Raw genomic sequence first — 21729 nt, 5'->3', positions numbered from 1 at the left:
AATGAAAACTAAAAGGAGGACGACATGCTAAACTTAGAAGAACTGGAGCAACTGGTTGCCTTTAAGGAATTAGGTACCCTATCAAAAGTTGCAGAGAAATTTCACATTTCAACCCCCTCCCTTTCTCGTGCCATGCAACATGTAGAAGAAGATTTTGGCGTGACTCTTTTTGACCGTACTGCCAACCGCATTGCACTAAATGAAACAGGGGAAGTTGCAGTCAGCGTCGCTCGTCGAATCTTGCAAACCAGCCAGCAGGGCATTAAGGAAGTGCACCAATTTGACCAGAGCCTCAAGACCATCCGTGTCGCTTCTGTCGCTCCAGCCCCACTCTGGGAATTGTTTCCTCAGCTGAGTGCTTCCTTTCCCCACAAACACCTCCACCAACAGATTGGAAAGGAAGGAGAGGTTTTGGCTAGCCTGGAAAATAAAACGGTTGATTTGGCCATTCTCCCCTATCCCTATGAGAAAGAGGGAACTCACTGCTTGCCCTACCTGAAAGAAAATCTTTTTATCGCCGTCACAAAAGACCATGCCCTAGCTGAGTATGACCAGGTGACCTTTCATGACCTCAATGGCTACAATTTCCTCCTCATGAATCAGATTGGTTTTTGGAACGACTTGGTGCATGAACAGATGCCAGCTTCCAAGTTTCTGGTTCAAACCAACCGCTTTGAATTCGAAGAATTGGTTCAGCATTCCAACCTCCCACGCTTTACCACCGATTACAGCAAAAAGATGCATCCGATTAGAGACGACCGCATAGTGATTCCCATCAGTGACCCGCAAGCCCAGGTCACCTATTACCTCGTTTCTACAAATCCAGCTATCAATCTTATACTCAATGAAAATCATCAACAGACTAAGGAGTGAGCTGCAGGCTGTACTTGGGCGCAGCAAGACGACGCTGACGTAGTTTGAAGAGATTTTTGAAGAGTATAAGCTGTTTTTTATTTTCACTATTTGGGTAAAGATAGGGGGATAGAGCAACAGTTCTATCTACCATAGATTTCAGTGAGTATCCATATCTCATATGAATAATTCCGGCTCCATACAAAAATACCTCAGATTTTTTAAATCTGAGGTATTTTTGTCAATCAATCCTACTTCTTCTAGAATCCACTCTGTATCCTCCTCAGGTACAGCTAGCTTATCAAAACTCTTTCAATAGTGGACATACACCCCCATTCAGATCTTTTCAATTGTTCGTAAGAAGAGTTTTAAGCAAAGGAGAATCCTTATCGGTCATTGACGACCCACGTATAGACGACAGCCAGCACCTCACAAAGCTCCTTACCTTCTAAGAAGAACCTCAAGATGCTCACTGATAAAAACTATAGGCAGGACAATATAATGATCTGAATGTCCAGTTTTATACCGATGATGATCCAGCACACTAGGCTTTATCCAAGGAAGACCAGTGGCACTTTTACTCTGCCACATATTGGTGTATTGATTTTCTGTCAAGCCTAAAATTGCTACAATCAATCAGCTATTGTCATAGTATGATCGATATACGGAGTTCTTATCTTTCCATTCCATTCTAACTCTCACTATTGTTGATACAAGATAGAAAGAGATCCCTTCTCATGTCAATCAATCTCAGTAGTCAAATACTTTTGAAAGTTATCTCTTTCGTTGCCTTCTATATGAATAATATGGCTCTATTCTTCCTCTGGATAAATCAAGCCCCAGTCTTTTCGTAACTGCGTCATGAGTGCCATCACATCTCGACTATAGTTCAGGTAGAGCTGATCTTCTTGCCCAGAAATGGCCGCTTCCATATCTAGAACTTCATATTGAAGCGCTTTTGCAGTTTCTCCAACCTCGATGATCTCCTGTGACCCATCTTCTGTATAGGTAATCATGGCTTTCTGACCACGGGGATACTCATAAATCTCGATATATCCCTTGTCAAAAGCAATCATGCCTCGCTTTGGCTGTTTGGCATGTAAGCTGAGAGTGACGGTCGCCATTTCTCCCTCTTCATTTGTCAAGAGAATACCTGCCTGCTCATCTACTCCTGTTGGAGCCAGCTTAACTTGTGACAGTATTTGAGTAGGCTGGGAAGTCATAAACCAGCGGACAAAGGAAAGTGCATATACACCGATATCCAGCAAGGCACCTCCAGCCAAGCTTCGATTGAAGAAACGATTGCTCATGTCATAGTCCTTATAGGAACCAAAATTCATCTGAATAACCTTTAGAGATCCCAGTTTGCCACTTGTCACTATCTCATTGAGCTTACGATAGAGAGGCATATGAAAAATGGTCATAGCTTCTGCCAATAGAACCTGATGCTCCTCCGCCAGTTTAACAGCCTCCTCTAACTCTTCACTATTGAGGGTAATGGACTTCTCACAAAGCACATGTTTACCCGCAGCCAGTGCTTGGCGTAGATACTGAATGTGAGTATTATGCGGAGTTGAAATGTAGATAATGTCTACTTCGGGATCCTCAAAAACATCATCGATTCTCTCATAGACCTTTTCAATTCCGTATTTTTCAGCAAATGCCACTCCCTTATCATAGGTTCGATTAGCAACCGAATAGAGTTTTCCTCCTAAGGCTTCCAAAGCCTGCGCCAGTTCATTGGCAATCACGCCAGTTCCGAGACTCGCCCATTTATACTTGATTGTTGTTGCCATTTTTTACTCCTTTTTCCTAGTCTCTCCAGTATAACACAAGTTTTCTGTATGTCTTTCATTTTTCTATACTTACCCTAAATCTAACTCAGCCGTCTTTGGTTGCTCTTTTTCTTGAATCTTGTCAAGTCTTTAGTTCCTGTTAGACTTTATATCCATCTGCCAAGAAATTCTCTATTAAAAATAGTGACTCACACAACCGATTGCTCCTGCTACAAATACCTTCATTTGATTTTCCCTTTCTAAACGATTTCCAGACTATTTTTCCTTAAACCATTCCATCCCCGGTGAATCAAGAATAATCTTCGTCAACTGTTGTGGAGTTTCCTGTGCACCATTGACAATCCAGTCCACGATAAGCCCTGTCAAGCCAGATACATACATAGTGACAGCATAACGTTCAGGCATATGATAGGCATCCACAATTATAGTACGCGACCGAGGCGTTGACTCAATCATACCTAAAAGAAAAGTACGGATATTGTCCAAAAAATGAAACATCGGATTCTGGGCAATCTCAGAAAAAAAAGAAATATTTTCCCTGAAGTAGAGTAAAACCTCTTCAAGTCTTTCCTGTTGGTTGAAGGTCTCTTTTCTCAAAATCGTGCTAACAATTCTTAAGGTTTCTTCCCTTAATTGCTCTAAAAAATCTTGTTTGTCTAAATCAGGACTTGGTATTCGAAGCTCGATTGCAGACCTGAACAATCGTCAGTTCACAGACATTATCCGCTATGATATGATTGTCGCCCACAATACCAATACAACTCCAAAAGAGAGCGAAGAACTCGATAAACTTCTCAAGGATTCAAATGTCAGAGAGCGCCTCCAAGTACACTACGAAACGCTCCACAAAACAGCTGGTCGCAACAAGGATAATCAAGAAATCACAGCCCTAGTTATCCAAAATAAAGACCAAGCCAACTTTGGTGACTACATTCAACTAAAAGACCGCAAGACTGGTCAGGAACTGTCACTTGATCAAGACGGTATCATCCTCTCAGAAAAAATTGCTAATCTTATTGGTGTCAAGGTCGGTGATACCCTTACTGTTCAAGACAAGGATGGCAAGGACATTCAGTTGACCGTTTCAGGAATTGCTGAAATGTATATGAGCCATTTCATCTTTATGAATGAAGAAACTTATGAAAAAGCTTTTGGAAAAGTTGCCACTGACAATGCTCATCTAATCACATTGACCGACCACTCTAATCAGCTTGTTGCGGATATGGCAACTGAGTTTATGGATCTTGAAAGTGTTCAAGGGGTTGTTCAAAACACGACCCTTAAATCTCAAGTTGAAACCATTGTTAATTCCCTTAATCGGGTTATGGGAATCTTGATTGCTGTATCTGTTTTACTGCCCATTGTCGTTCTCTTTAACTTGACCAATATCAACGTTGCCGAACGTATCCGTGAACTCTCTACTATTAAGGTTCTTGGCTTTTACAATAACGAGGTCACTCTTTACATCTATCGTGAAACCATCTATCTCTCCATTGCCGGTATTCTTGTCGGATTTGGTCTCGGATTTGCTTTCCATCATTATATGGCAAGTATAATCCCTCCAGATACTGTAATGTTCAACCCAGCAGTCAGCTGGAGCATCTATGCTGTTCCAGCAGCGATTGTGGTTGCAATCCTCACTACTCTAGGCTTTATTGTGAACCGTTGGCTCAAGAAGGTCAACATGCTCGAAGCCTTAAAATCTGTTGAATAAGAATCAAAGAACCGATCTCATCAGAGGTCGGTTCTTTGATTCTCAATGATGATGTCCAGACAGGAATTTGATATTTTTGAGATTTCGCTTATGTTGCGCATGATTGCTTTGACTGCTATCCACTTCAATAGTGATATTCTGCACACCTCTTTCTCCTAAACATTGACGCACCACTTCTTTGGTCTCCATCATCTGTTCCCAGTCCTTGATACAAATGTGGACAACAGCGTTGTTCTCCAGACCGTCCATGGACCAAATGCTAAGTTGATTGACACTTTTGACATTGGATAGAGCCTCTAAATCCTTCTCCAAATCACTTGTCTCGACCCCTTCTGGCACAGCATCTAGGAAAATTTTCAGTGCGCTCCAAAAGCGAGGAATGGCTTTTGACAGAATAAAGATAGAAATAACCAGAGATAAAAGCGGATCGAGGATATACCAATCTGTAAATCGAAGGATAATGGCCATTAGAATGACAGCCAACCAACCAAGAGTATCTTCCAAAAAATGCAAGCTAAGAATAGACTCATTCTTTGTCTTTCCTTTACGAACTACCAGACTAGCTAGCACATTGATAGCTACTGCAATGATTCCCAGCCAGAGGATACCTTTCTCATTGACGGGTTGCGGGTGAACAATCTTTGTGATATTTTCCAAAATCACTAGGACAGACCCTATCATAAGAATCACAGCCGTTAGCATGGCCCCTAAAAGACTAAAACGTTTGTAACCCAAGGTATACTGCCTATCTTCTTCACGGTTGGAGATTGTTTCTAAAAGGGCTGATATACCAATGGCTAGTGCATCTCCCAAGTCATGAACAGAATCAGCAAGAACTGCACTTGAACCAAAGATTCCTCCTGCGATAAACTCGACTATCGCATAGCTTAAATTTAAGAAAAAAGCTAACCAGATAGATGTTTTAGAACTCATTTCTCTCCCTCCTTTGGTATAATGGGTATATACATACTTCTTTCATTTGTATTATCCAATAAAATCCAAAGAAAGGATAGAAGCAAACTGTTAGTCCTGTTCAGTTCTGAACAGTTTGTCTCAAGTGTCTATATGCTAAAAAGAGACCGTCGAGTCAGTAAGACTAAAAAAGCCATCTATCAGGCTTTTTTACAACTTTTGAACGACAAGGGCTATGATGCCACTACTGTTCAGGATATCATTGACCTAGCAGATGTTGGGCGTTCTACTTTTTACTGTCACTATGAAAGCAAGGAACTCCTTTTAGATGAGCTCTGTCGCTACCTCTTTCATCATCTCTTTGAAAGGGAAGGACACTTTACTACCGAGGACTACCTCGCACATATCTTTTTACATTTTCAGAAAAACCAGGACCATGTCACCAGTCTCCTTTTTTCCAAAAACGACTACTTCCTCCGCCAACTACACAAGGAACTCGAACACCACGTTTATCCCATGGTGGCAGATAGCTTGCAAGAGGCCTATCCAAACATCCCGGCCTCCTACCTCCAGCATTTTGTTGTGACGAACTTTATCGAGACCCTAACTTGGTGGCTAAAAAAAGGAAAATCTTATACCGAAGACCAAGTGGTGAGATTTTACCTTGATGTAATGGAGATGACCTCTACAACTCCACTTGATAACTAAGCCTGTAACTCAGAAAGGAACCAACTATGTTAACTTCGATGATCTTAGGAATATTAACAATCGTATTAGCCCTCGCCTTCTCGCTGCTTCACCTTGCTGCTGCTTTTTCAGCCATAAAACAAAAGAACTACAGTCTAGGAAATAAGTGCATTTTGGTTGGCAGTTGCATCACTTCTCTGGCTCTAGCCATTTTTTACTTCGTCCCACTGGCAACCATTCTTCTATGGATTGTGGGTTCGAGTATCGTCTGCTATGGTGCCTACTGGAACAGCCATCAGAAAGAAAAACAACATATATCGCACCACATCATTCGTATAACGAGCGCTATTGTCATTACGGTATTATTCATCTTGCTCTAACACAAAAAAGGATCATCCGATCCTTTTTTACTTTTTTAAGCACTCTTTGCTGCCTTGCTCCACTGATACCAACCAACTAGACTATTGATCAAGTAAATCAGGTATTTCCCTTGGATTTGCAGGCTTTCTCCCCACCAGAGATAGATAGAAAAGACATTGGTAGCTGCCCAGAATATCCATTGCTCACGGTAAACAGCTGTCATGAGGATTTGTCCAACCCCATTGGTCGCATCGGTGATGGAATCGCGATAAGGACGATTGGCTCCGATAGACTGATAAATGAATCCAAATACCAACCACCAAAGAACACTAATGGAAAGATACTTGGTCCAACCCTTGCCGTCCAGCTTACGTGCGACAAACTCCTGCTTTTCCTTTTTAAACTGTGCCTGGTAGATCCACACTAGAAGTCCAATTGGCTGCATGGCCGTAAAGTAGAGTGTCGTCAGCACCTCACCATAAAAGCCTTTCTGCAAAGCCAAGATAAGGTAAATGACAGAGTTAATCAAACCAAAAAGGTAATTACTTGCTCGACCTTCCGATACAAAGATGACACAGATAATACCAGTTAGACTACAAATCATCCCAACCCAGTCAACAATGCGATGTTCATAAATCAACTCAAGCCAGATTGGAAAACTTCCTAAAACTAGCAGGTAAAGCCACTGGGCAAAAGTACGGTGGGCAAAGAGGTCATACCAGATAGCCTTCATGGTTCCTGAAAATCCTAAATCAGCCATAGCAGCAACCATACGGCGGTAACCACCAGACATTTCACCAAGAGTAATTTTGATATTCTTGAGTTTTGTTTGCAAATAAGTCGTCATATTTTCTCCTTTTGTTTTTAAAGAGCCGTGTCTGGATAGACTTTCGGACGCAACGCTCTATTATATATCTACTGAACTGTCTGTACACAAGAATTCCATCCTTAGTCGACATGAGCCGGAAATCCTTATTTGTTAAGTAGTTCACAACACATTATACACCTATTATCTGAATAGTCAAGTGTATTTACAGTAAAATCTTGGAAATTCCTGAAAATTTTCTCTTATACTCTTCGAAAATCTCTTCAAACCACGTCAGCGTCGCCTTCCGTAGGTATAGGTAACTGACTTCGTCAGTCTTATCTACAACCTCAAAAGCATGTTTTGAGCTGACTTCGTCAGTCTTATCTACAACCTCAAAACAGTGTTTTGAGCAGCCTGCGGCTAGTTTCCTAGTTTGCTCTTTGATTTTCATTGAGTATTATTTTCCATTTTAAATGACATTTAGTAACTCTAATATCAAAAAAGCCCAGACAAGATTGTCTGAGCATTTTTCTATATGGTCGTTTAACAAAGTTGAGTTTAGCATTTTCAAGCTATTTCTTCAACAAACCTTGTTCTTGTAAAAACTCCTTGGCTACTTGTTCTGCTGACTTGCCTTCAACACCGACTTGGTAGTTGAGCTGACTCATCTGACTTTCCGTGATTTTACCAGCCAATTTATTGAGAACTTTCTCCAACTCAGGATGTTTCTTGAGAAGAGCTTCTTTCATGAGTGGCGCTCCTTGATAAGGTGGGAAGAGTTGCTTGTCATCCTCCAATACCTGTAAATCATAACGCGTTAATTCTGCATCGGTCGAATAGGCATCCGTAATTTGAATATCGCCTGACTGGATCGCTTGATAGCGAAGAGCTGGCTCCATGGTCGCTACGTTGAGATTGAGACCATACATTGATTGCAATCCCTTATTGCCATCTTCACGGTCATTAAATTCGAGTGTAAAACCTGCCTTCAACTGCCCTTCCACTTTTTTCAAGTCTGAAATGGTCTTCAAGCCATATTCTTGAGCAATCTTTTTCGGAACAGCTACAGCGTAGGTATTTTGATAAGACATAGGTTTGAGATAGGCTAGATGATCCTGTTTGGCAATGCCATAACGCGCCACCTGATAAACCTGATCTGGCTCATGACTCACTTTCGGTGATGGCTGAAGCAAACTTTCAGTCACCGTACCAGTAAATTCAGGATAGATATCAATATCCCCTTTTTTCAGAGCTTCATAGAGGAAGCTTGTTTTCCCAAAATTCGGCTTAACAGTCGCAGTCATACTGGTATTCTCTTCAATCAGCAACTTATACATATTGGCCAAAATTTCGGGTTCCGGCCCCAATTTTCCAGCAATCACCAAGTTTTCTTTCTCTTTTTGAGCTAAGAGGGCTGGACTATAAGACAGACCGAGTAATATGGTCACCAATGCAAAACCAGAGAAAATCGTCCGCAATTTTGCTTTTTCCATCACTTTTAGTAGGAAGTTAAAGGCAATGGCCAGCACTGCAGAAGAAAGGGCCCCAATCAAAATCAGACTGGCATTATTACGGTCAATTCCCAAAAGGATGAAGGAACCCAGTCCGCCAGCCCCAATCAAGGCAGCCAAGGTTGCCGTACCGATAATCAAGACCGCTGCCGTCCGAATCCCAGACATTATAACAGGCATGGCAAGTGGAATTTCAAACTTCTTGAGACGCTCCCATCTAGTCATCCCAAAGGCAATCCCAGCCTCTTGTAGACTTGGATCAATTCCCTTCAGCCCAGTAATAGTATTTTGTAAAATCGGAAAAATCGCATAAATCACTAGAGCTGTCAAAGCCGGTAAGGTCCCAATTCCCATCAAGGGAATAAAGAGTCCCAACAATGCCAAAGACGGAATGGTCTGGAAAATCCCTGCAATCTGCAAAACCCAGTCCGCCAACTTCTCATGATAACGAAGAAATACCGCTAAGGGAACTGCAAGCAAAATAGCTAGTAATAAGGTCAAAAGCGACAACTGCAAATGTTGAGATAGAGCTGTTACCCAATCACCAAAACGCTCCTGAAAAGTTGATATCAAATTAGCCATGAACACTACCTCCAAACAAGTCTGCTACAAAATCTGTTGCAGGAGCTTTTAAAATCGTCTCGGGATTCGCTACCTGACGAATTTCTCCATCCTGCAAAACAGCAATACGGTCCGCCAATTTCAAAGCTTCATCCGTATCATGGGTCACAAAAATCGTTGTCATCCCAAACTCTTTATGCAATTCTTTCGTCAAAACCTGTAACTGTTTTCTCGAAATAGCATCTAGAGCTGAAAAAGGTTCATCCATGAGAAGAATCTTAGGCTGACCAATCATAGCACGGACAATACCAACCCGTTGCTGTTCTCCACCAGATAATTCACTCGGAAGTCGATGTCCATACTCAGCTACCGGTAAACCAACCTTAGCCAAAAGCTCTTCTGTTTTCTTCGCTATTTCTTCCTTAGTCCAGCCCTTCATTTCAGGAATCAGGGCGATATTTTCTGCAACCGTTAGATTGGGGAAAAGGGCAATGGCCTGTAAAACATAACCAGTAGAAAGACGCAATTCACGCTCATCATAGTCTTTGATGCGCTTGCCATCCATATAAATATTTCCATCAGTGGGTTCCAAGAGACGATTAATGATCTTAATCATGGTCGTCTTACCGGACCCAGAAGGTCCAACTAAAACCATAAATTCCCCATTCTCAATCCGTAAATTGACATCTCTCAAAACATCCTTTTCTGTGTAGCGTAGCGCTACATTTTTGTATTCAATCATTCTTTGTCCTCAATTTAAAACTTCCCTCGGTTGGTCAAGTCTTCTACCTTAGGCATGACTTCTTTATTGTCCCAATGCTCTACAATTAACCCATTCTCTAAACGGAAGATGTCATACTGGGCATAAGCCGCCCCATCTATCTGAGTCTGTCCATAGCTAACCACATAGTTTCCTTGTCCCAAAAGCTGGAAAACAAAGTCAAAAGTAAGATCGTGCTCAGCTACATAATCTTTATAAGCCTGACTTCCTTGGCCAATCTCATGATTATGCTGAATCAAATCTTCTGCCACATAATCATTCCACTGCTCTAGTTCGCCGTTTTGGAAAATTTCTGTCAAGAAACGACGAACAGTTTTTTTATTTGCTACTGTCTTGTCCAAATCCGTGATTTCAAAATCTCCAAAGATCTGATCTAACTGTCCATTCTCTGGAGTGCGATAGTAGTCAATAACATCCCAATGCTCAACGATACGACCATTCTCATCCGCACGGAAAGTATCTGTCGTCACCCATTGCGCTTCCCCACCATTGAGATATTGATGAACATGGACGAAGACCAGATTGCCATCCTCAATAGTGCGAACAATTTTCATCTCACGCTCGGGATGACGCTCAAAGAAATTTGCAAAGAAAGCCGCAAAACCTTCTTTTCCATCTGGCACACCTGTCGAGTGTTGAATGTAGGTATCCCCTACAGACTGAGCTTGAGCCTCGGCAACTCGTCCGTCTTGAATGGCATGAATGTATAAATTTTGTGCATTTTTAATTTGTTTTGACATGATTTATGCCTCTTTTTCTTTTAAATTTGCTAAGATACGTTCCTGGTAACTTTCAAACTGACGAATTTCTTCCTCTGAGAAGCCTTTATAAAAAATAGCATCCAACTTTTGACTGATACGATGGCCAACTTCTTTCTGAGACCAACCTTGCTCCGTCAACTTGACATATTTTTTTCGCTTGTCTGAACCACACTGACTAAAGGTCACCAAACCCTGTTCTTCCAACTTTTTCAGCATAGTCGTCAGCGTATTGTTGGCGAGACCAGTCGCCAGCGCAATATCTGTGGCTGTAGCGCAACCTGTCTCACTATTCCATAAAACCGCTAAAATCTTTCCCTGTTCACTCCGATAAAGAGCCTCAGGATCCTGACTCAGTAACTTTTGAAAAATCCTCCCATTTAACAAACGAATATGATGGGCTACCAAATGACTATCTTTCATGATCTCTCCAATTTATTTCTATATCGAATTGTTTTTATTGTAACACCTGTCATTCTATCTGTCAACTATTTCGATTTAGAAATAATTTTCACCAACAAAAAAGACCTCCTACCTAGAGTAGAAGATCTTCACTATTTATTAACTTAATCTGTCATTTCGGACACTAAGGTTCGATGTTCCAGTGGTAGACTGCACATAACCAGCAAGAAGATGAATCCTGACTGAATCCAAAAGAGAGCCAAGTCAAAAATTCCATGTACAGCAACTACTGTAAGGAAGGAGAGATAAAGACCGATAATTGGTCGTTTGCCAGACTCCTGACTCATATCCATCATCATGTGAACCGGGATAACCGAAGAAATGGATAGGAGAATGGTTCCAATCAAACCATAACTTAAAATGGTATCGATGTAAAGACTATGCGCGTGCTCGTGGTAAGGTGCATGGATTCTCGGATAGGAATTCATATAGGTCAGTGGACCCTCACCCCAGATCGGATTTTGCTTGAACAAAGTCATACCCGCATTCCAGATTGAAACACGCTCCTCCATTGAAGAATCTAGGGTTCCCATACGGACACCCAAATCGCTTGAGAAGAGGAAACAGAGGCCAATCCCGAAAACACCAATACTGAGCCAAAAGGCACGCCAGTTTTTAATGGTTGTAAAGAGATAAATGATGGCACCAGCGATAATGGCAGGAAAGGCTGTTCTATTTTGCGTAAAATTCAAACCAAATAGATTCACAAAACCGGCCACCACACAAAAGATTTTCAACCATCTTAACTTCGTCGTTGTAAAGAGATAAAAGGCAATCATGATACAGAAGCAACAGATAATCCCATAGTAGTTAGGATTAAAGAAGGTGACCTCTGCACGGTTCTGGTGCCATACTTGCATATTTGGCGAAAGAAAGGCATAGTTAAATTTCTTTACAATTTGGAAATGCTCCAAGGTAGCAAAAGCCGCAGAGAGCACACTACCAAACAAGACCGTCTGCAAGATTAACCGAAAGAAAGCGTGTGTCAGGCGTTTCTGATAAAAACTAAAGAAAACGAGAAAGAGAAACATCAGTAAAGATGCAGCCAATCCCAGCCAGTTCTTGGCAACGATAGAGATGATACTACTGTAGGCAATAAAAAAGAGAAGTACAGGATGTTTGATTAATCCTTTGATAATTCCCTTCATCTCCCCAGTAACAAGTAAACCTATCAAATATAAAGCAAAGAGCGCTAAGAACAAATAAAAAGGTAAAAAGATACTTATGATCATCAAATACAAAAAGAAATCTTTTTTCGAAAGCCCTCTTATCTTATCCAGTAATCCAATTGATTTCAAAACGGATCCTTTCTGTTCTGGATTTCTCCAGAAGATAAATGCTAAACTATCTTTATATTCTACCATTTTTTCCTTCATTTGGAAACAATGAACACGTTTTCGCCACAAAAAAACTGTTTCATTAATATAGCACTAGAACTGAATTTTTCTGCCGTTTTCCACTACTTGATAGGTCTGACTTTGCAAATCAATTTCTGCTACTGCTGTTACGGACTTGTCTTTATTTTGACGCTTGATTACAATGCTGTGAGCTGTTGGTGTTTCAACGTCAATAGTCCCTTCTAGATCAAAGGCCTCTGATTGATTACGGAAAGAAAATAGATTGAGAAGAGCCTTCACCACAGGACGTTGAACTTCTTCTGCTATTTCCTCATTGCTATAGTAATGACGATTGATATTTCGACCTTCTTTGGTTTCTTCTAATAATTTCAAGTCATTTTTTCCTGCTAATAGACCCACATAGTAAACCTGAGGAATGCCTGGAGCAAAAGCTTGAATCAAACGAGCTAGGAAATACTTGACATCATCATCTCCAAGCGCAGAATAATAGGTTGAATTGATTTGGTAGATATCTAGATTGTTATACTCTGCACTAGAGTACTTACGTTTGACATTCGCTCCAACCTTATAGAGCTCATTTGAAGCATAGTCAATTTCATCATCAGTCAGGATATCCTTGACATCCACCACTCCAATCCCATCATGGGTATCTAGTGTCGTAAATTGCTTCATCGGGCTCATCTTTAACCACTGAGCCAAACGCTCTGTTCTGGAACTGTAAAGAGTATAAAGGGTCACCATTGGAAGGGCAAAATCGTAAACATAGTAATCATGGTCCGCTATTTTAAACTGAATCGAATAGTGTTCATGAATCTCAGGTAAGAGCTCTGTCCCATACTCAGCAGCGATATCTCGAACTTTGTCCAATAAATTCCAAATATCTGGTTCCACAAAGAAATCATTGGTATCCAATTTCTTCACTGCATAAGCAAAGGCATCTAGACGAATCAAATCACACCCGTTACTTGCTAGATGTTGAATCGTCTTACGGATGAATCTCATCGTTACTTCTTTGGTCACATCAAGATCAATCTGCTCCTCACCAAAAGTATTCCACAAATGTTCTACTGAACCATCCGCAAAAAGAATCTCTTGCTTTGGTGCACGATCCTTACGCTTGTAAATTAGGTCTACATCAGCTTGTGTCGGACGATTTTCCGGCCAAAACTTATCCCAGTTTAAAAAGAGATCTTTAAATTCACTAGCTTCATGTTTTTCTTGATAGTCCTTATAATATTTCGATTGACGAGAAATATGGTTAATCATAAAGTCAAACATAAGATAATATTTCTCACCTAAACGCTTAACATCCTCCCAATCACCAAACGCTGGATCCACTTCATCATAGTCAACTGGTGCAAATCCACGATCACCTGTTGACGGGAAAAATGGTAGAAGGTGAACTCCACCAATAGCATCGCCAAAATGTTCTTCCAAATTCTCATACAAGTCTTTAAGGTTATTTCCAAGACTATCTGAGTAAGTAATCAACATAGTTTTATTTTGAATGGTCATAGATGGTCTCCTTTTTCTGATGAAAGCCAAGTCTTATATGACCTGGCTTCGTAAATGAAAGATATTTTTAGATTTTTGTTCACATCAAACTCATACTAATATAGACTGCAAGCAATTAAGTAATACTGTCTTGTTTTCTACATAGAATTGTCAACAAGCTGAACTGTTCCTCTATGCACGGAATTATAAATTCCCTAAGCACTTTCTTACTTCACTGCTCCGTTACTCATTCCTGAAATGATATGTTTTTGGAAGATGAGGTAGACAATAGTTATCGTTACAATTCCCACAATATAGGATGCAAAACTTGGGCCATAGTCATTGAAGTACTGACCTTGGTAGTTGTATTGGAAAAGAGGTAAAGTCCACATCTTGGAATCCTTATTCAGAATCAAGAGTGGCAACATAAAGTCATTCCAGAACCAGAGAGCATTGATAATCAAAGTTGTCGCATGCATGGGCTTCAACATTGGAAAGATGATTCGACGATAAGTTGTAAAACGATCAGCCCCATCAATTTCCGCAGCTTCATCCAAACTATCTGGTACACTGATTTTAATATAACCAACATACAAGAAGAGGGTCTGTGGAATAGCATAAGTTAAGTAGAGTATTACTAGCCCCCACATATTTGCTAGACCGAGTTTACTCATCATAACTGTGATGGGAATCATAATCACCTGAAATGGAACAAATATCCCTAAGATCAAGAGCGAATACATAATTGCAAAGGCTTTTTTCTTGGACATATTTCGAGCAATGGAATAAGCTGCAGCTGGAATAAAGAAAGCTACTACAATCAATGATAACACCGTAATAACTGCTGAATTCCAGAAATAGCCTCCAATTCCATCCGAAATCAATCGTTCATAATTACTTAAGGTAAAAGGATTAGGCAAACTAAAGAAATGATTCATGATATCCTTAGTTGTTTTGAAAGAACTAAATACTGTTACCAATAAAGGAACAAGTATAAGAATACCACCGACTATCAAGAGGACATATTTCCAAAACTGATTCAATTTTTCTTCTTTTTTCATGTGTGGGACTCCTCTATTAGATTTCAAATTTCTTTGACAGTTTGATTTGGATAAGAGAAACAATTCCAATAATTAAGAATAAAATCAAGGCAATTGCATTCGCATATCCATATTGATTACTCTTGAAAGCATAGTTGTAGACTAAAAGTCCAAGGGACGTTGTAGCATTATTTGGACCACCACTCGTCAACGCAAAAATTTGGTCAAAGGCTGTCAAACCAGACTTAAGAGCCAAGATAAAAACCATTGAGATCGTTGGCAATAAATAGGGCAATTCAATCTTCCAAAAGGTTTGTTTACTTGTTGCACCATCAATTGATGCTGCCTCTAAAATATCATTTGGAATACTCTGAAGACCAGCAAGAAAGAGGATAATAGGCATAGCTACCCCTTGCCACAGAAGGACAAAGATAGCTGCGAGTACTGCTCCAACAGGGCTTCCTAATAAACTCTCTTGTAAAAAGCTAATTCCTAAAATTTTTCCAATCGTTGGAAGACCATAGTTGAAGAATTGTTTAAAAATCAAGGAAACTGTCAAACCAGACAAAACAGCTGGGAAAAAGAACCAAGCTCTAAAGAAGGTCTCCCCCTTCATCTTAGAATTTAAGGCTCGTGCCACAACCATCCCAATCGTAATCTCTCCAATAATCAATGCCAGAGTTAAAATCAAAGTAAAGGCTATGGCTGTGAAGAATTTCCCATCAATCATCAGCAATTTGTAGTTATTTAAACCAACAAATTTATAATTATAGGTCAATCCAGTCCAGTTAGTCAAACTATAGAAAGCACCTTGTACCATTGGAAAGTAAAAGAAGATAGCTTGTAAAGCAAGCGGGATGAGCAAAAATGTCCAACCCCAGTATTTATTTAAAAATTTTCGAATAGCCATATCATCTTAACTCCTATTCTAGTCCAAATCTGCCTTCATTGGATTAAAGAAAGCATTGAGATTGTTTGCCATATTTTTCAGATTTTTATCCATCAGGTAACCTGTACTTAGATTAAAAAAGTCTTCTTCAGAGTTCCAGCGTTGGCCCAACCAAACATAATGTTTGTCCGTAAATGCCAGTTTAGAAATTTCCGCAAGAGCTGAGTCCTCTTTTTCCTGTATGCCTTTCACCGCAACTGGTGAGCCATCCACATCATAGTAGGCCTGCATTGCCTTTGCAGAGGTCATGTAGCTGATAAATTCTTCCGTTTCTTTGGGATGTTTGGTTGTCGCAGAGATAGACAACGCCATATCCCCTGCTCCAACGGTCACCTCTTGACCTGCCTGCTCTCCTGGAAATGCAAACATGCCCACCTCAAATTTTGGATCCTGTTGATTAATTGCCGCTAATGCCCATGATCCTTGTGGCATCATCAAGGCTTTTTCACTCGAAAATGCTACCACCGAATCATTATAAGAGGCACCACGCCAACCATCTTGAGCATTATCTGCTAATAAATCGAGTCGTTCTGCATCTGCTTTTAAAATAGCATCATCTGCTGAGATAGCGTTTGGTTTTGAAAAGCGAAGGTAGTTATTAGCCTCATCTCCACTACCCGTAAGAGTAATGAGAGAAAGTTGGTGGTAACCATTTAATGTCCAGCCTTCATTGCCTGCAACCGCAAAGGGAGAATTCCCACTATCTTTTATCTTTTTAACAATCTCTTGAAACTCTTTAAAAGTCTTCGGTTCCTCAAGTCCTAATTCTTTAAACTTCGTTTTATTGTAATAGATTCCATAAAGATTGGCCGTTAATGGCACGCTATAAATCTTGTTATTGATTGCATACTTTTCAGCATAGTCATTCTTGATGTTCTCAAGATAGGGTTTTCCTGTCATATCTGCAAAATAGCCTGCCTTCGCCCACTCCTGAAAATCCATATTTTGAGGATAGATATTAATAATATCTGGAACGTCTCCTGATAAAATCCGAGTCTTTAGAACAATTCCAGCTGAAGGTACTGTAGTCAGCTTCACATCAATAGTAGGGTGTTCCTTCTCAAAATCATCCACTATCCTTTGCAAGGTATCTGCCATCTCGGTCTTCTGGTTAAAAAACTCAATCGTTACCTTACCATCAGCTGATTGATTGTTCTGACTACAAGCCACTAGGCCTAGTAAACTTGCCCCAGCTACTAAAAGAAAACCTGCTTTCTTATACCATTTCATTGGAATGCCTCCTTGATAAATTTATACGCTTTTATTATAGTCTTTTGAATTTATACTGTCTACTCAAAAAATCTCCTGGTGATAGGGTAACACTTAAACCTGCATACATGAGCTCTGCACCCGAATAAACAATGTTTGTCCCTTCCAGCTCATAAAGCCCTTCCACCTCTAAGTCTTTCAGTTTCAAGGTGGTTTCCATTGTTTCCACAACTGATAGGACTCGGACGTAGGTTACAATCGTTTGATTTCCATAATTAAATTGTAGAGCTGCTTCATTGGATTCAGCATCGGGATTGATTAACCTATACTGATTTCCCAACTGGACTACTGGTCGCAATTCTTTATACAAGTTCACCTGATTAGCAATCTCATCCTTCTCTTCGTCTGATAAACTTGTCAAATCAAGTTCATAACCTAGATTCCCCATCATTGCCACATGACCACGAGTTTCCAATGGTGTCATTCGTCCCATCTGATGATTTGGTACTGCTGACACATGAGCCCCCATAGAAATGGTTGGATAGAGGTAGGATGAACCGTATTGAATTGGTAAACGTGCAATAGCATCCGTATTGTCACTGGCCCAAACTTGTGGGAAATAGCGCATCATACCAAGATCATTTCGTCCACCACCACCAGAGCAGGACTCAAAGAGAATATGACTATGTTTCACTGTCAAATAAGAAACGAGTTCGTAAAGCCCCAGCATGTACTGATGAGACTGCATCTGGGTTTCCAGATAAACTGAACCATTCCCCAGATTAGTGATATTGCGGTTCATATCCCATTTGATGTAGTCAATATCATGATGAGAGAGGAGTTCATCTAAGACATTTTTCAAATATTCTACTACCTGAGGATTGGCAAGATTAAGTACTAATTGATTTCGAGAATAGGTATGCTCATAACCTGGAACCTGAATAGCCCAGTCAGGATGTTTACGATACAAGTCGCTATCAACAGAAATCATCTCAGGTTCTAACCAAAGCCCAAACTGCAAACCTCTTTCATGGATAGCTGAAATCAGACTTTCTAGGCTTCCACCCAGTTTTTTCTCATTCACAACCCAATCACCTAAAGCACGATTATCATCAAAGCGATTACCAAACCACCCATCATCTAATACAAAAAGTTCAATACCAACTTTCTTAGCCTCATCTGCCAACTCTAACAGTTTTTCTCTCTGAAAGTCAAAGTAGGTAGCTTCCCAGTTATTGATTAGAATTGGACGCTCTTTTTTAGAAAATTTACTTGGCATAATGTGCTTAAGTACAAAATTCTGACTTTCATGACTGATACCAGTTAATCCCTTATCTGAATAAGTCACTAAAGCTACCGGTGTTTCAAAATTTTCCTCAGGATCTAACTTCCAAGAAAAATTTTCTGGATTAATGCCAATAGCCACCCGAACTTCATTCAGTTGATTCTTTTGGACAAAAGCTTCGAAGTTTCCACTATACAGTAGTTGCAGAGCAAACACATTCCCAGCATCCTCTGTGACTCCTTGATCACATAAGAGAAGAGCTGGTGTTTGAGCATGCCCAGAAGCACCACGGTTCGAACTAATTGAAAAGATTCCTTGTTCTACCTGTTGATGTCGGACAGTCTTTTCACGAGCATAAGCTCCCTGTAAAGTCACTATTTCGTAAGCTGTAGCAGGAAAATCAGCCATGAAAGAAAAGTCCTTATGGATGACAACTTCCTGATTACTGTTATTTTCCAATTTGCTGTAACTAGCAATTGTCGCATCATTATCAAAAGCTGTATAATACAAAGTCAGACTAAGTTTAGCTTGAAAATCTTTTAAAATCAAGACAAGCGTCTCTGTATCATCCATGCTGTGAGGAGAAGGTAAGCCCTGTGGACCATTCTGACCTTTTAAAATCTTTGCTTCTACAAATCGAAAGTCTGTTACTTCAGTTGCATCATGTTGAACCAGTAAAGTTGGTTTTCTAAAGTCACCCAAACCATGTTGTCCAAAAATTTGACGTTGCGTATCCAAACTAAAGGTTCGATTGGTAGCTGTTGGATTACCAGAAAAAGCATGATCGCGTTCATAAACACTATTAGAACCTCTATAGTCCTTAATAGTCTTTCCCAAATGTTTTAATAATAAGAACCCATCCCTATTTTCAATAATCAAACTTAAACCTTTACTCTCAACGTAAAATAGATTATTCTCTATCCGAATTCCCATAACTTGTACCTCATCTATTTCTTGAAAAAATTTTAACATATAAAAGCGCTTTCTAAAATAGAAAAATGTCTCAAGAATATGGTAAAATGTTAGATAGGAGGTGGCCCATGCTCGTTTTTTCAGAATACCAGACAGGAACAATTGACCTTTCTCTTAGCTTTTACGGCTATGAAGAATGCACGCCTAACTACTCTTTTGGCCCAGCTATTCGAGATACCTATGTACTCCATTACATTACTAAAGGAAAAGGTCAATTCCATTATAAGGGGAAAATTGTTGATTTAAATGAAGGAGATTTCTTTCTATTAAAACCAGATGAATTAACATTCTATCAAGCAGATAGCCAGGATCCTTGGGCTTACTACTGGTTGGGGATTACTGGAGGGAGGGCACCTGACTACTTTGCTCTATCTCAAATTTCTGACCAATCTTACCTCATCCAGTCAAATAACTGTCATACACAAACAACTGCAAAACTCATCTCAGATATTGTCCGCTTCGCTCAGATTACAAAATCTAATGAATTGGCTCAACTACACATCATGGGACAACTCCATGAACTAATGTTTCATCTAGGAACTATTGCTCCCAATCAGAAAAAAAAGAATATTTCATCAACCCACCAACTCTATCTTGACTGCAAACGATTAATTGATAGTCACTATCCACAATCGCTCACCATTCAAAATTTAGCAAAAGAGCTATCGGTTCATAGAAGTTACTTAACTAGTGTGTTTAAAGAATTTCACCAACTCTCTCCAAAAGAATATTTACTTTTCGTTCGAATGAACCGTGCGCAACAGTTACTAGAACACACCAACGAAACGATAAAAGTCATTGCGTATTCTGTGGGTTTTTCAGATCCACTACATTTCTCAAAAGCCTACAAGCAGTTTTTTCATAAAACACCTAGTCAAACTCGAAAGGAATACTCTCACTCCCTCTTAGCTAGAAAGGAAAATCAATGAAATCACACCAACTAGTCTACCAAATATTGGCTAGAGAAAACGATTATGTTAGCGGAGAAAAAATCGGAGAAGAGCTGAATCTGAGTCGTACATCCATATGGAAAGCGATCCAACGTCTTCAACAAGAAGGTCTAGAAATTGACAGTATTAAAAATAGAGGCTACAAACTTATTCAAGGCGATTTGATATTGCCTGATTTGATACAAGAGAAAACCAACTTAACCATTCACTACAAACCTGAGACCAAATCAACCCAAACAGATGCAAAAGAAGGGATTGAAGCTGGAAACCAAGGAAATACACTCTATCTTTCAACCTGTCAAACAGCAGGACGTGGCCGCTTTCAGCGCCCCTACTATTCTCCATCTCAGGGGGGGGATCTATATGTCCCTGCATGTTCAACCCAATCTTCCCTATGAAAAACTCCCATCCTATACACTCCTGGTTGCTGCCGCGGTCTACAAGGCAATTAAAAATCTAACGATGATAGAAGTAGATATCAAATGGGTAAATGACATCTACTTTAAAAATAAAAAAATAGCAGGCATCCTTACTGAAGCTATGACATCCGTTGAAACAGGTTTAGTGACAGATGTCATTATCGGACTTGGTATAAATTTTTCTATAGCAGACTTCCCAGAAGACCTAAAAGAAAAAGCAGGCAGCCTATTTATGCCACCTGCACCAATTAGTCGTAATGAGCTCATCAGTGAAATATGGAATTGTTTCTACAATACGGATTCAGATGAGCTACTCTATATCTATAAAGAAAGATCAATAGTTCTCGGAAAAGAAGTTACCTTCCAGCTAGATGGAAAAGTAAAAAAAGGTCTTGCAAAAGAAATTTCAGAATTTGGCCGACTACAAGTCGAACTTGAAGATAAACATACTATCTGGCTAAATAGCGGAGAAATATCACTAACAAATTGGTAATAAACAAATCCCCCTTTTAACGATTTAGAAGGGGGATTTGCTTACAAAAAAAGAGCCTAACAGCTCTCTTAACTCACGGAGAATGGGGGATTCGAACCCCCGCGCCGGTTACCCGACCTAACGATTTAGCAAACCGTCCTCTTCAGCCTCTTGAGTAATTCTCCTATTAATGGGCACGAGTGGACTCGAACCACCGACCTCACGCTTATCAGGCGTGCGCTCTAACCACCTGAGCTACGCGCCCAAGTTCAAAAACTTGGTATGAACTTTCGTTCAAAGCGGGTGACGAGAATCGAACTCGCGACAACAGCTTGGAAGGCTGTAGTTTTACCACTAAACTACACCCGCTTAATAAAAC

Annotated in this window: 21 protein-coding genes, 3 tRNA genes and 1 pseudogene; 6 read left to right on the top strand and 19 right to left on the bottom strand. The window is 40.1% G+C overall.

Features of this window, described 5'->3' with window-relative positions; translation table 11 throughout:
• Window positions 1-24: 24 nt before the first annotated feature.
• Entirely contained in the window at window positions 25-873 is an 849-nt protein-coding gene (locus SORDD15_RS00120) for a LysR family transcriptional regulator (RefSeq protein WP_061413301.1), read from the top strand.
• A gap of 420 nt (window positions 874-1293) precedes the next feature.
• Here the strand turns inward: SORDD15_RS00120 and SORDD15_RS10640 are convergent, their stop codons facing one another.
• The 3 genes from SORDD15_RS10640 to SORDD15_RS00110 form a co-directional block, all read right to left on the bottom strand.
• On the bottom strand, window positions 1294-1488 hold the full coding sequence (locus SORDD15_RS10640; RefSeq protein WP_081102318.1) for a ferrochelatase: 195 nt from the start codon (window positions 1486-1488) through the stop codon (window positions 1294-1296).
• A 176-nt stretch (window positions 1489-1664) separates the two neighbouring features.
• Window positions 1665-2648 carry a Gfo/Idh/MocA family protein gene (locus tag SORDD15_RS00115; protein ID WP_061413299.1) on the bottom strand — a complete coding sequence of 328 codons (984 nt, stop codon included), beginning with the start codon at window positions 2646-2648 and terminating at the stop codon, window positions 1665-1667.
• Window positions 2649-2903: 255 nt separating this feature from the next.
• Complete coding sequence (locus SORDD15_RS00110; RefSeq protein ID WP_231097600.1) at window positions 2904-3245, bottom strand: TetR-like C-terminal domain-containing protein; 342 nt, start codon at window positions 3243-3245, stop codon at window positions 2904-2906.
• Window positions 3246-3300: 55 nt separating this feature from the next.
• On the opposite strand from SORDD15_RS00110, the gene SORDD15_RS00105 reads away from it, so the two are divergent.
• On the top strand, window positions 3301-4362 hold the full coding sequence (locus SORDD15_RS00105) for an ABC transporter permease (RefSeq protein WP_231097599.1): 1062 nt from the start codon (window positions 3301-3303) through the stop codon (window positions 4360-4362).
• 42 nt (window positions 4363-4404) lie between these two features.
• On the opposite strand, the gene SORDD15_RS00100 is transcribed toward SORDD15_RS00105, so the two are convergent.
• Window positions 4405-5295 (bottom strand): cation diffusion facilitator family transporter, encoded by an 891-nt coding sequence (locus tag SORDD15_RS00100; RefSeq protein WP_061413295.1) that lies wholly within the window; start codon window positions 5293-5295, stop codon window positions 4405-4407.
• Between the two features lie 132 nt (window positions 5296-5427).
• On the opposite strand from SORDD15_RS00100, the gene SORDD15_RS00095 reads away from it, so the two are divergent.
• On the top strand, window positions 5428-5982 hold the full coding sequence (locus tag SORDD15_RS00095; RefSeq protein ID WP_061413294.1) for a TetR/AcrR family transcriptional regulator: 555 nt from the start codon (window positions 5428-5430) through the stop codon (window positions 5980-5982).
• A 26-nt stretch (window positions 5983-6008) separates the two neighbouring features.
• On the top strand, window positions 6009-6341 hold the full coding sequence (locus tag SORDD15_RS00090; RefSeq protein ID WP_061413292.1) for a hypothetical protein: 333 nt from the start codon (window positions 6009-6011) through the stop codon (window positions 6339-6341).
• Window positions 6342-6376: 35 nt separating this feature from the next.
• Here SORDD15_RS00090 and pnuC read toward each other — a convergent pair whose 3' ends face one another.
• The 12 genes from pnuC to SORDD15_RS00030 all read right to left on the bottom strand — a co-directional run bounded on the left by pnuC (window position 6377) and on the right by SORDD15_RS00030 (window position 19470).
• Window positions 6377-7168, bottom strand: a complete 792-nt coding sequence (gene pnuC, locus SORDD15_RS00085; RefSeq protein ID WP_061413290.1) for a nicotinamide riboside transporter PnuC — start codon at window positions 7166-7168, stop codon at window positions 6377-6379.
• A 184-nt stretch (window positions 7169-7352) separates the two neighbouring features.
• Window positions 7353-7580 carry a hypothetical protein gene (locus SORDD15_RS10370; protein WP_061413287.1) on the bottom strand — a complete coding sequence of 76 codons (228 nt, stop codon included), beginning with the start codon at window positions 7578-7580 and terminating at the stop codon, window positions 7353-7355.
• A 121-nt stretch (window positions 7581-7701) separates the two neighbouring features.
• Window positions 7702-9222 (bottom strand): ABC transporter permease/substrate-binding protein, encoded by a 1521-nt coding sequence (locus tag SORDD15_RS00075; RefSeq protein WP_061413285.1) that lies wholly within the window; start codon window positions 9220-9222, stop codon window positions 7702-7704.
• Window positions 9215-9943, bottom strand: a complete 729-nt coding sequence (locus tag SORDD15_RS00070) for an ATP-binding cassette domain-containing protein (protein WP_061413283.1) — start codon at window positions 9941-9943, stop codon at window positions 9215-9217. Before SORDD15_RS00070 ends, SORDD15_RS00075 begins: the two co-directional genes overlap by 8 nt.
• 14 nt (window positions 9944-9957) lie before the next feature.
• A complete protein-coding gene (locus SORDD15_RS00065) occupies window positions 9958-10722 on the bottom strand; it encodes a nuclear transport factor 2 family protein (RefSeq protein WP_061413281.1) in 765 nt (254 codons plus the stop codon).
• Between the two features lie 3 nt (window positions 10723-10725).
• Window positions 10726-11163, bottom strand: coding sequence for a MarR family winged helix-turn-helix transcriptional regulator (locus SORDD15_RS00060; RefSeq protein ID WP_061413279.1), 438 nt, complete (start codon window positions 11161-11163; stop codon window positions 10726-10728).
• A gap of 143 nt (window positions 11164-11306) precedes the next feature.
• Window positions 11307-12500 (bottom strand): O-antigen ligase family protein, encoded by a 1194-nt coding sequence (locus SORDD15_RS00055; RefSeq protein ID WP_061415604.1) that lies wholly within the window; start codon window positions 12498-12500, stop codon window positions 11307-11309.
• Between the two features lie 132 nt (window positions 12501-12632).
• Window positions 12633-14075 carry a sucrose phosphorylase gene (gene gtfA / locus SORDD15_RS00050; RefSeq protein WP_061413277.1) on the bottom strand — a complete coding sequence of 481 codons (1443 nt, stop codon included), beginning with the start codon at window positions 14073-14075 and terminating at the stop codon, window positions 12633-12635.
• Between the two features lie 206 nt (window positions 14076-14281).
• Complete coding sequence (locus SORDD15_RS00045; protein ID WP_000711271.1) at window positions 14282-15115, bottom strand: carbohydrate ABC transporter permease; 834 nt, start codon at window positions 15113-15115, stop codon at window positions 14282-14284.
• A gap of 16 nt (window positions 15116-15131) precedes the next feature.
• Window positions 15132-16004 (bottom strand): carbohydrate ABC transporter permease, encoded by an 873-nt coding sequence (locus tag SORDD15_RS00040; protein WP_061413275.1) that lies wholly within the window; start codon window positions 16002-16004, stop codon window positions 15132-15134.
• Window positions 16005-16022: 18 nt separating this feature from the next.
• On the bottom strand, window positions 16023-17273 hold the full coding sequence (locus SORDD15_RS00035) for an extracellular solute-binding protein (RefSeq protein WP_061413273.1): 1251 nt from the start codon (window positions 17271-17273) through the stop codon (window positions 16023-16025).
• A 34-nt stretch (window positions 17274-17307) separates the two neighbouring features.
• Window positions 17308-19470, bottom strand: coding sequence for an alpha-galactosidase (locus tag SORDD15_RS00030; RefSeq protein WP_061415602.1), 2163 nt, complete (start codon window positions 19468-19470; stop codon window positions 17308-17310).
• Window positions 19471-19577: 107 nt separating this feature from the next.
• On the opposite strand from SORDD15_RS00030, the gene SORDD15_RS00025 reads away from it, so the two are divergent.
• Window positions 19578-20438, top strand: coding sequence for an AraC family transcriptional regulator (locus tag SORDD15_RS00025; protein WP_061413271.1), 861 nt, complete (start codon window positions 19578-19580; stop codon window positions 20436-20438).
• Window positions 20435-21371, top strand: a pseudogene (birA, locus tag SORDD15_RS00020) (bifunctional biotin--[acetyl-CoA-carboxylase] ligase/biotin operon repressor BirA). Before SORDD15_RS00025 ends, birA begins: the two are co-directional and overlap by 4 nt.
• A 76-nt stretch (window positions 21372-21447) precedes the next feature.
• Here birA and SORDD15_RS00015 read toward each other — a convergent pair.
• From SORDD15_RS00015 to SORDD15_RS00005, 3 genes are all read right to left on the bottom strand, one after another.
• Window positions 21448-21535 (bottom strand) — tRNA-Ser (locus SORDD15_RS00015).
• A 6-nt stretch (window positions 21536-21541) separates the two neighbouring features.
• Window positions 21542-21615, bottom strand: a tRNA-Ile gene (locus SORDD15_RS00010).
• Window positions 21616-21648: 33 nt separating this feature from the next.
• Window positions 21649-21719, bottom strand: a tRNA-Gly gene (locus SORDD15_RS00005).
• Between the last annotated feature and the right edge of the window lie 10 nt (window positions 21720-21729).

This window comes from Streptococcus oralis (assembly GCF_001578935.1).
Lineage (GTDB): Bacteria > Bacillota > Bacilli > Lactobacillales > Streptococcaceae > Streptococcus > Streptococcus oralis_R.
This window is presented reverse-complemented; position numbering and strand designations above follow the sequence as displayed.